Here is a 9927-nt window from a genome sequence, read left to right as displayed (position 1 = left end):
TTCTGCTCCAGACCGACAGCCTCGACCGCAACCGCAACGATCTCTTGCTGGCGTCGGTGACAAGGCAGTTGCGCGAGGCAACCGACCGGCTGGGTGCGGTGAAGGCGCCGCCGACAGCGGCCCGCCACCAAGCCGCGCTAGCCGATCTGCTTGTGCTTCTCGGCCGGATACTCTCGCGGCTTGATCGTCTTGCCGATCTCATTGATCCGGCAAGTCCCGATCTCGATGCCGTCGTTGACGCGCTTTTTTTCGCGCAGCGGTCGCTGCGGATGGTTTCGGAACCTTCCGCCGGACTGACGCCCGTGGATTTCAGGGCGGCCTGCTGCAACTGCCGACCCGCGAAAAATTAACCGGCTGGATCAAGGGAGGAAACCGGTGTCACTCTATTCGATCTACGTCCTCGAGTACGGCTACGTGCCCGAATACCACAAGAGCGGCGTCATCTACGGCGCCCACAATGAAGGCTATGTCAAGCTGCCCTACTGCTACGCCGTCATCAAGGGAGACGGTTGGGCCGCGATGGTCGACGTCGGTTACAACGACCGCGACTATGGGAACTATCTTGGCATGCTGTTCAATGTCCAGAACTGGCGCGGACCGCGCGAGGTTCTTGCCGAAATCGGATTGACGCCGGAAGACATCAACGCGGTCTTTATCACGCACGCGCATTTCGATCATTTCGGCAATGTTGATGCATTTCCCAATGCCACCTTCTACGTCCAGAAGAAGGAGCTGCAGGAATGGATCTGGGCGATGTCGCTGCCGGACCGCATGCGCTGGATCCTGTCCGGCATCGATACGGCGGATATCCTGCGTGGTGTGCAGCTGGCGCGCGACAAACGCCTGATCGCGGTCGATGGTGCCATGGAAAACGTCTTCCCCGGCATCGATCTTCACGTCGCCTATGACAGCCATACCTTCGCATGCATGTGGGTGACGGTGCGCAATGATGGCAAGACGGATTCCCAGGACACCTGGGTGCTTGCCGGTGATCTTGTTTACCAGTTCGAGAACCTGAACGGCGCCTCCGAACAGCTCAAGATCGACGACATGTATCTCCCGGTCGGCCTGGCCACCGGCAGCCAGATCAATCTGATCATGGCCACCGAAGCCATGATGAAACAGGTCGGCCATGAGTCTCGACGGGTCATACCCGTTCACGAGTCGCGGCTCGAACAGACATTCCCGTCCCGGCTCTCCAGCCAGAAGCTGCGGATCAGCGAAATCTGTCTGGCCAGCGGAGCAAGATCCGCACTGCTTTAACGGACAAGTTCGATGCCGCGAATCCGCAGAAGGACAAGACACGTGGAAAAGCTTTCAGACAAGCCGAAGCCGGTCACGGCCTTAGGAGAAGGTGCATCCGGACCGAGCAGTTGGTTTGCCTCAGCTGGCGGGCCGACCGCGGGTATCGCGGCGGCAACGCTGGTCCTGTTCGTCTTCGGCGGCCTGATCGCCCCGCAAAGTCTTGGCACCGGCGCGATGAGCGGAATGCTGCCCTTTGCCGCCATCCTGGCCCTCATCAGCCTGGGCCAAACGATGGTCATCCAGCAGGGCGGCATCGATCTGTCCGTGCCGGGGATGGTTTCGCTCAGCGCTGTCATCGTCTGCTACTTCGCGGAGAGCCAACCCGATGCCGAGGGCAGTGTTGCCCTGGCCCTCTTCTACGCTTTCGCCGCTGCGGCGGTAGCGGGGCTGATCAGCGGCCTGCTCGTCAGCAAGGTTCGTGTTGCGCCCATCGTTGCCACGATCGGCATGAACGCGCTGCTCTACGGCCTGAACGTCAAGATTTCAGGCGGCACACCGGTGTCTGTGCCCGGGTCGATAGCAGCGTTCGCCAACGGTAAGATCTTTGGCATCACGCAGCTCGCCTATTTGGCAGTAGCGATGGCTATCGTCGTCATTTTCGTCGTCAAGGCGACGACCTTCGGGCGCAATTTCGAGGCTGTCGGCGCAAACATCAGGGCCGCACGCGCGGCAGGTATCGTCGCTGACCGCTACCAGATCGCCGCGTATGTGGGTGCGAGCCTGTTTTATGCGGCAGGCGGCATTCTGCTCGGCGGCCTTATGCAGCTGCCAAGTCCGCAGCAGGGCGACAACTACCTGATGCCGTCGATCGCCGCGACGGTTCTGGGTGGAACCTCGCTGTTTGGCGGCAAGGGCAATTTGGCGGCAACCGTGATCGCCGCCCTCTTTCTCACACAGCTGCAACAATTGGTGCTGACGACGGGCGCCAGCATCGGCGTTCAATACCTTTTCCAAGGTGCCGCGATCCTGGTTGGGGTCGGCATCTATGGTCTGAATTTTCGCAATCTCAGGCGGGCAATCAGCTTGAGGAACAGGTCGACCGCATGATGTCGGCGGCCAAGGGAATAAACAGTTTCAACGCTGTCCATCACGGGCAGGTTGGAGAACAGCAACCAAACTTCGTTGGGAGGAAATGATGAAGTCTTATCTTGGATTAAACGCGATATCGGGCGCCGCGCTCGCCCTGTCGGCCTTTGCAACTGTCTCACCGCTGTCGATCACACAAGCCGGCGCCGCGGATTGGTGCAAGGGCATCGCCGGTGGTGTCTTCTGCGCCGAACCAGCGGCGACGCCGCCGAGCTTCTGCGGAACGAAGGAAATCTCCGTCGCGCTGGCGGATGGCTTCGCCCAGAACCCCTGGCGGCAGATGACGACGGCCGCTGCGATCAACGAGGCCAGCCAGTGCCCGAATGTCACCGGCTGGGATCATACCGACGGACAGGGTAACACCCAGAAGGCAATCTCCGACCTCAGCGGTCTCGCGGCACGCGGCGTCAATGCCATTGTCGTGTTCCCCGATGCCGGACCAGCCATGTTGCCGGCGATCCGCGATGCCTTCAAGCAAGGCAGCACCGTCGTCCCCTACCGGGCCCGTGTCGGCGGCGAGGAAGGCAAGGATTACAGCGTTTTCGTCGGCACGAACTTCCACCAGGATGGCGTCGACTGGGGCAAATGGATGGCCAAGGCCCTCAACGGCAAGGGAAATGTCGCCTACCTCGGCGGGCCTGCCGGAACCAGTCAGAGCCGTGAGCGCGCTGATGGCATCCTCGAAGCTTTCAAGGACTATCCGGGCATCGTCCAGATCGGACAGAAGCCGTTCGAAGTGACGAATTGGGATTCCAGCATGGTCGCCAAATCGCTGGGCGCGCTAATTGCCCAGTATCCGCAGATCGACGGTGTGATCGCGGACCTCAGCATGGGCGTTGTCGCCTCGGGCGTTTTCGAACGGGCTGGTCGGCCACTTCCGCTGATCGCCGGTGAAGACGCCAACGTGTTCGGCTGCACCTGGAAGAAGCTGCACGATGCCGACGCCAAGTCCGCCTTCCAGTACACGACAAACAGCGCCGAGCAGTGGAACGTGCGTCTGGCCGTACGCTGGGCGATCGCTGAGGCAGCCGGCGGCAAGATGGATCAGCCGCTCGTCATAACCGACCCCAACGGCACCAAACATACGGTGGCTGAGGCCGGTGTGAAGGAAGTGACGAACTTCCAGCTCGAGGATTCGCTTGCCGGAACTGTTTTCTGCAATCCGAAGCTTCCGGAATCCGCTTCAAACGGCACCAGCCTGACTGACGAACAGGTCCTGGCAGCCCTCAAGGGCGGTCTCTGATCTCGAGCCAAACGGGGCGGGCTTCTGTCCGCCCCTTCATCTCCTCAAGGAGGATGATGGAAGTCACTTAGGAGGATCGACCCATGGCCACCGTCGAGCAGCTTCAGTCTGACATGGCAACGCCGACCAGTACTGCGTTGGACAGCCCGTTGGGATTGCGCATGCAAGGCGTGTGGAAGCGTTTCGGCCATGTCGTCGCCGTGAAGGACATTTCGTTTGTGGCCCGATGCGGCGAGGTTCATGCGCTTCTGGGAGAAAATGGCGCAGGCAAGTCGACATTGATGGGCATTGCCTCCGGCACTTTGAGCTACGATCAGGGCTCGATTGAAATATGTGGACAATCTGTAGATCGCTTTAGCGCGGCACAGGCGCAACGGCTCGGGCTCGCCATCGTGCATCAACATCCGGCGGTGCTTCCCGATCTGACGGTGGCTGAAAACCTGCTGCTTGCAGTTCCAGCAGCGCTTCGAACGGATTATGCCAATGACTGGGTAATCGCCCAACTCCGTCGTGTTGGCTCTGCCGTTCACCCCAAGACCCGGCTGTGCGATGTCGACATCGCGCAAAGCCAACTGATAGAACTTGCCAAGGCGCTTGCGATCGACCCAAAGATCCTCATTCTTGACGAACCCACCGCGGCTTTGACAGCCGACCTTGTCGACATCCTGTTTCGCAACGTGCGCGAAGCAGCGACTCGGGGCGCGGCGGTCATCTACATTTCGCATCGGCTGCAGGAAATCAGGCAGATCGCAGACACGGTCACCGTCATGCGTGACGGTGAAGTGAAGGGATCGGCACCGATGCGCGATGTCAGTGATGACCAAATCCTCAACCTCATTGTCGGACGCACCGTCACCAAGCAATTTCCGCTCAAATCAGCCGGTGTCTTGAATGGCGCAAGTATTCTTGAGGTCAAAGGGCTTTCGGGCGCTGATTTCGTAGACATCAATATGTCGGCGCGTGGCGGCGAGATCGTTGGTATCGCCGGCATTACCGGAAACGGCCAGAGCGACTTCCTGCGTTCGCTGGCAGGTCTTGGAAATGCCCGTGGAGCCGTCACTCTGGACGGGAAGACCGTGCCGCTCGGCAACCCGGGTGCCGCTCGTAGTGCCGGCATTATCTATCTGTCTCCCGACCGCCAGCATGAAGGCCTTTTTCCCAGTCTTTCCGTGCGCGAAAACGGTACCATCTCGGCCCTGTCACGTTTCGCGAACTTTGGCGTCGTGGACCGTCCGCTCGAACGGCGGCAAATGGAAGCCCAGCGAGTGGACTTGAACATTCGCGCGGCATCGATCGAGCAGAATGTCGCCACGCTGTCTGGCGGGAACCAGCAAAAGACGATCCTGTCACGAGCTCTCCTGGCAGAGGCTTCACTCGTGCTGGCAGAGGAGCCGACAGCCGGGGTTGACGTGGGTGCCCGCGCCGAAATCTATCGCATCCTGCGTGACGTCGCTTCGCGCGGGACATTGGTTGTGATCGTCTCATCCGATATTGTTGAGCTTGAGGGCGTATGCGACCGCGTGCTGGTCTTCTCCCGCGGGCACGTCGTGGGCGAACTCTCAGGCCAAGACGTCAACGAGGCCAATATCGGCCGGACCATGATAACGGCCACCACCCATCGCAAGACCGACCAGCAAGAACGAGACAGATTCGGCACTACGCGTTCATGGCTGCGAATGGTTGCTGCCGGCGACTATGTTCCAAGCTTCGTGCTTGCCGGGCTAATCGTGCTGCTGGGCGTGGTAGCGTCTGGCCACAACATTCGTTTCGTCTCAGGCTTCAACATCGAGAAGATCCTGTTCCTTTCCGCTGCGCTGGCGTTCGTCTCGTTTGGCCAGATGTGCGCAGTGTTCACCGGCAGGATCGATCTGTCGGTCGGTCCGTTGATCGGCTTGAGCCTCGTCATCGCGTCATTCTTCCTGAATGAAGGTGCCGGCATGGCAACGATAATCGTTGGCGTGTTGGCCGTTTTTGGCGCCGCAGCCCTCGTCGGCCTGACCAACGGGACTTTGGTTCGGTTCGGGAACTTCACCTCCGTTGCCGCCACGCTAGGGGTTTACATCATCATTCAGGGCATCTCGGTGTTGCTGAGGCCCTATCCCGATGGGGCCATCAGCGCCACCGTCATGGATACCATCAAAGCCACTATCGGCAGCATTCCGGTCGTGTTCATCGTCGCGTTGGTCCTGGCGATCATCCTCGAAGTCGGCTTGCGCTACAGCCGTTGGGGGATGAGCTTGCGCGCCGTTGGCTCCAACGAGAAAGCGGCGGCGCATATTGGTGTGCGCACAGGCTGGACCGTCGTCGGCGCGTTCATCGCCGGCAGCTTGCTCACAGCGCTTGGGGGCATGATGGTGGTGGCGCAGCTCGGCATCGGCGATCCCAATCAGGGCATCGAATACACGCTGGGCAGCATTGCCGCAGTGGTCCTCGGCGGAGCCAGTCTCTTTGGCGGACGCGGCAGCTTCATCGGCGTGCTGCTTGGCGCCGTCCTGATCCAGGAAGTCAATTCGTCGATGGTTTTCCTGGGCCTGTCGCAAGCCTGGCAATATTGGTTCATCGGCTTGCTGACGCTGATCGCAGTAGCAGTCTATTCTCAGGCCCGGTCAGCGTCCATTGAGAGGCCGTGAAACGAACTGCCGCAGACTGGAGATACGACGTCGAGTGCGCGAAGATCCGAAAAAAAGCGCGAAATCTCCCCCAACCGCATGTCGACGCTTCCCGTCACTTGATGATGCCGATCTTCTTGCGACCAGATTTCGGTCAGTTGTCTGACGGCTTTCGGCAACGCCTTTTCGAGGTGCAAGCATACCGTCATCTTTTCTTCCGCTCTCGTGCTGACCGGGCGTTTTGCGTCCTAAAGTGGGCCAGAATTTCGGGCCCTATGCACGATTAGTTTTTGCTTGTGAACGCGCAGGCGATTTGTAACTTGTCCCACGAGCCGGTCCGGCAACGGTGGTTCACAAGATGGCCGACAGGAACATTCCCATGGACCACCCATGCCTCTGAAAGCTGCCGCTCATGTCGAGGCCATGTCCGCCTTTGCCTTGGCAAGTTTCGGCGGCTGCGACCGGACAACCCTTGCCCAGAACGAGAGCGCTTTCCCACCCAGCCCCAGGGCGATCACCGCCGGCCAGGACGCGATTGCCCGCAGCCATCTCTATCCTGATCCGGACTGGACTGCACTGCGCAAGGCGATCGCGCAGGCCTATGGGATCGATCCCAATCTGATCTTGTGCGGCGCCGGTTCGATGGACCTGATCAGCTGCACCATCGCGGCCTTTGCGGGACGAGGCGACGAGGTGCTGGGCACGGCCTATGCCTATAATTTCGCAGCCTCCGCCGCCGCGCGTGTTGGTGCGGCCTACATCAAGGCGGCAGAGCACGATTTCACCGTTTCGACCGGCAGCATCCTGGCTGCCATCACGCCGGCAACGCGGGTCGCGTTCGTCTGCAATCCCGGCAATCCGACCGGCACCCGCATCCGCAACGCCGAGCTGCTGCGCTTGCGCGCCGCCTTGCCGCAGGATGTGCTTCTGGTGATCGACCAGGCCTATGGCGAGTTCGACGACCAAGACCCCGAACCGATCTTTGCGCTGGTCGCGCGTGGCGATACGGTCGTGCTGCGCACGCTTTCCAAAGCCTATGGCCTGGCCGGCGCGCGCGTTGGCTGGGGGGTGTTTCCGCCTTCGGTCGCGGCCGGAGTGCGCAAGATGCAGAACTCCAACCAGGTCACAATGACAAGCCTAGCAATGGCCGTCGCGGCCGTGGAGGACCAGGCCTATATGCGAGAAACCGTGGCCCGCACAGCGAGGATTCGCGACCAGTTCGCGCATGAGCTGAGGGCTAAAGGATATGACGTCCCGGAGAGCCGGACGAACTTCGTGCTGATCCGCTTCTCCGACGAAGCCGCCGCGGAGGCCGCAGAGAAGGCCTTATGGGGCGCCGATATCATTGTGCGCGGCCTGGGCGGCTACGGCCTCACGGACTGTTTGCGCGCGACGGTCGGCCCGCAAGAGATAATGGATCGGGCACTGCGCATACTGATCGACATGCACGGCGGATAGTGTTGGCTACCGCATGTTTTGCGACAGAAGCCTCGGGAGACTTGAGAGATGCCGTATTTGCCTGCCCGTGACTTTATCGGCTATGGCGACAAGCCGCCTGCCGCGCAGTGGCCCGGCGGCGCCAAGCTGGCGCTCAACATCGTCGTCAACTATGAGGAAGGCGCCGAATACAGCATCGACGAGGGCGACGGCGTCTCCGAGGCGATTCTGTCGGATCTTGCCGTGTCTCCGGCGGTGCCGGGTCTGCGCAACCGCAATATGGAATCGCTCTACGAATATGGCTCACGCGTCGGCATCTGGCGGCTCGCCTCGCTGTTTCAGGACAAGGACGTCATCCCGACATTCTACGTGGTGGGGCGCGCGCTCGAGCTCAATCCGGCGGCCGGCAAGGCGATCGCAGCACTTGGCAGTGACATCGTCTGCCATGGCTGGCGCTGGATCGATTACGCGCCGTTGAGCGAGGCCGAGGAGCGCAATCACATCGCGATGACCGTGGATACCGTCGAGAGCCTGACCGGCATTCGCCCGCTCGGCTGGTACACCGGCCGGCCCAGCCTCAACACAAGGCGGCTGGTGGCCGAACATGGCGGCTTCCTCTACGATTGCGACGACTACAATGACGACCTGCCCTATTTCGTCGACGTCGATGCCAAGCGGCATCTGGTGGTGCCGCATAGTTTCGACAACAATGACAGCCGGTTCTCGCGCGGCTCCGGCCTGGAGACAGGCAGCCAGTTCTTCGAATATGTCAGCGATGGTGTGGACTGGCTGCTGGCCGAAGCGGAACGGACGCCACGCATGATGACAGTGTCGCTGCACTGCCGGCTGGCAGCACGGCCGGGCCGCATGATCGGGCTCGCCCGCTTCCTCGACAAGATCAAGGCCAATCCAGACATCTGGATTTGCCGCCGCTCGGACCTTGCCCAACATTGGCTGGATCGGTTCGGCGGCTGACGCCATCAACCGGACCGGTCGGGCGAAGCCTTCACCCGTCCGTCAGTGAACGCGCTATTTGTTTGGAATCTCGTAGACCTTGCCGTACCAGGGCACGGCATCGATTTGATCGAGCGCCATGACGTAGAGCACATTCTCGTCGGGTTAGAAGGCAAAGTTCGGCACGGATGGCGACGGCACTGAAAGCGTGCGCCGCAGCTTGCCGCCCTCATCGACGACGAGGATCTTGCCTGGCGCACCGAGCGAGCGTGGGCTCTGGCCGATATACATCTCGCCCGCCTTGTCCATCTTGATGCCGTCAGGCCAGATGTGCGGCTGGTTCGGGAACAGATCATCGAGGCGCAGGAAGACGCGGCGGTTGTTCAGGGGCGTGATCGGGCTGGACATCGAACTCGATGATGATCCGGTTGTCCTCGGTCTCGACCAGATAGAGCATCTTGCCGTCGTTCGAGATGACGAGACCATTGGCGTTGTGCAGGTCGCGGCATCGATCAACGGCCCGCCCTTGCCGGAGCCGGTGAAATAGATGCCACCATCCTTGTCGGGCGCGAAATCATTCGGTCCGCTGAACGGATTGCCGTCCGTGTCCTTGTCATAGGCCGGCAGCGACTTGCCGTCGGCGAAGATGCGGCCGATCGTGTTGTTGTCATAACAAGTAACGAGGAACTCGCCGGTCGTTGTCGGCAGTACAGCCGAAGGGCCGCAGCCGTCCATCTTCCAGAAGATCGCGTTCTTCTTGCCGTCCCACACGTCCACGGAGCCGCGGCCGTGTTCAACGTAGAAGAGCTTGTCCTGATACCAGATCGGACCTTCGGCAAGCCACGCATCGTCATTGATCGCTTTGACGTTCGCCGCGTGCGTGAAGGACGTGAGAATGAGGGCAAACATGGTGCCCAGCAGATGCCGTTTGATCATGCGATCCCCCTTTGTTTTCAGGTGGTCGAAAATCTTCCTCGTTCAGCTCCGCCGGCGTCTCCGGCCGGCTTCGGTTTTCGTCAGTTGGCTCACTGGGCGAACGGGTGGCCGAGCTTCTACGAGCGCAGCCGCTTGCCCTCGGGGTCGAATGGCGGATGCGGCAGCAGGATTGCCTCATGCGGCCTTCCCAGTATGGCGACCGAGACCTTGTCGCCGGCCTTGGCGGAGCCCGCTTTGACATAGCCAAGCGCCAGCGACTGCTCGACGAAATAGCCGTAGGCGCCTGAAGATACCTGGCCGATCGGCGTGCCGTCGGTGAGGAAGATCGGCTCGCCGCCGGTCGCGTCGGCATCCCTG

Annotated in this window: 9 protein-coding genes; 7 read left to right on the top strand and 2 right to left on the bottom strand. The window is 60.9% G+C overall.

What is annotated here, in order from left to right; genetic code table 11:
• The 7 genes from EN893_RS38000 to EN893_RS07385 all read left to right on the top strand — a co-directional run.
• On the top strand, nucleotides 1-350 hold a 350-nt coding region (locus EN893_RS38000), incomplete at its 5' end, for a hypothetical protein (protein ID WP_164900751.1).
• Between the two features lie 25 nt (nucleotides 351-375).
• Complete coding sequence (locus EN893_RS07410; RefSeq protein ID WP_127269013.1) at nucleotides 376-1263, top strand: N-acyl homoserine lactonase family protein; 888 nt, start codon at nucleotides 376-378, stop codon at nucleotides 1261-1263.
• A 42-nt stretch (nucleotides 1264-1305) separates the two neighbouring features.
• The gene (locus tag EN893_RS07405; protein ID WP_127386678.1) at nucleotides 1306-2352 is read left to right on the top strand and encodes an ABC transporter permease; all 1047 of its coding nucleotides are present in this window, start codon (nucleotides 1306-1308) and stop codon (nucleotides 2350-2352) included.
• Between the two features lie 85 nt (nucleotides 2353-2437).
• Nucleotides 2438-3634: a substrate-binding domain-containing protein gene (locus EN893_RS07400; RefSeq protein ID WP_127269658.1), complete on the top strand. Its 1197-nt coding sequence runs from the start codon at nucleotides 2438-2440 to the stop codon at nucleotides 3632-3634.
• Nucleotides 3635-3717: 83 nt separating this feature from the next.
• Nucleotides 3718-6264 (top strand): ATP-binding cassette domain-containing protein, encoded by a 2547-nt coding sequence (locus tag EN893_RS07395; RefSeq protein WP_206517115.1) that lies wholly within the window; start codon nucleotides 3718-3720, stop codon nucleotides 6262-6264.
• Between the two features lie 369 nt (nucleotides 6265-6633).
• Nucleotides 6634-7701 carry a histidinol-phosphate transaminase gene (locus tag EN893_RS07390; protein WP_236382674.1) on the top strand — a complete coding sequence of 356 codons (1068 nt, stop codon included), beginning with the start codon at nucleotides 6634-6636 and terminating at the stop codon, nucleotides 7699-7701.
• Between the two features lie 48 nt (nucleotides 7702-7749).
• Nucleotides 7750-8655, top strand: coding sequence for an allantoinase PuuE (locus EN893_RS07385; RefSeq protein ID WP_127267675.1), 906 nt, complete (start codon nucleotides 7750-7752; stop codon nucleotides 8653-8655).
• A 144-nt stretch (nucleotides 8656-8799) separates the two neighbouring features.
• Here EN893_RS07385 and EN893_RS07380 read toward each other — a convergent pair whose 3' ends face one another.
• Entirely contained in the window at nucleotides 8800-9570 is a 771-nt protein-coding gene (locus EN893_RS07380) for an SMP-30/gluconolactonase/LRE family protein (protein ID WP_127267676.1), read from the bottom strand.
• A 116-nt stretch (nucleotides 9571-9686) separates the two neighbouring features.
• On the bottom strand, nucleotides 9687-9927 hold a 241-nt coding region (locus tag EN893_RS07375), incomplete at its 5' end, for a glycine cleavage T C-terminal barrel domain-containing protein (protein ID WP_164900750.1).

The sequence above is a fragment of the Mesorhizobium sp. M7A.F.Ca.CA.004.04.2.1 genome (assembly GCF_004022825.1).
GTDB lineage: Bacteria > Pseudomonadota > Alphaproteobacteria > Rhizobiales > Rhizobiaceae > Mesorhizobium.
This window is presented reverse-complemented; position numbering and strand designations above follow the sequence as displayed.

What these genes read in the sequence shown, in the direction of transcription:
- EN893_RS07385 (WP_127267675.1), top strand. Translation starts at nt 7,750, where the DNA reads ATGCCGTATTTGCCTGCCCGTGACTTTATCGGCTATGGCGACAAGCCG.
- EN893_RS07400 (WP_127269658.1), top strand. Translation starts at nt 2,438, where the DNA reads ATGATGAAGTCTTATCTTGGATTAAACGCGATATCGGGCGCCGCGCTC.
- EN893_RS07390 (WP_236382674.1), top strand. Translation starts at nt 6,634, where the DNA reads ATGCCTCTGAAAGCTGCCGCTCATGTCGAGGCCATGTCCGCCTTTGCC.
- EN893_RS07380 (WP_127267676.1), bottom strand. Translation starts at nt 9,570, where the DNA reads ATGATCAAACGGCATCTGCTGGGCACCATGTTTGCCCTCATTCTCACG.
- EN893_RS07395 (WP_206517115.1), top strand. Translation starts at nt 3,718, where the DNA reads ATGGCCACCGTCGAGCAGCTTCAGTCTGACATGGCAACGCCGACCAGT.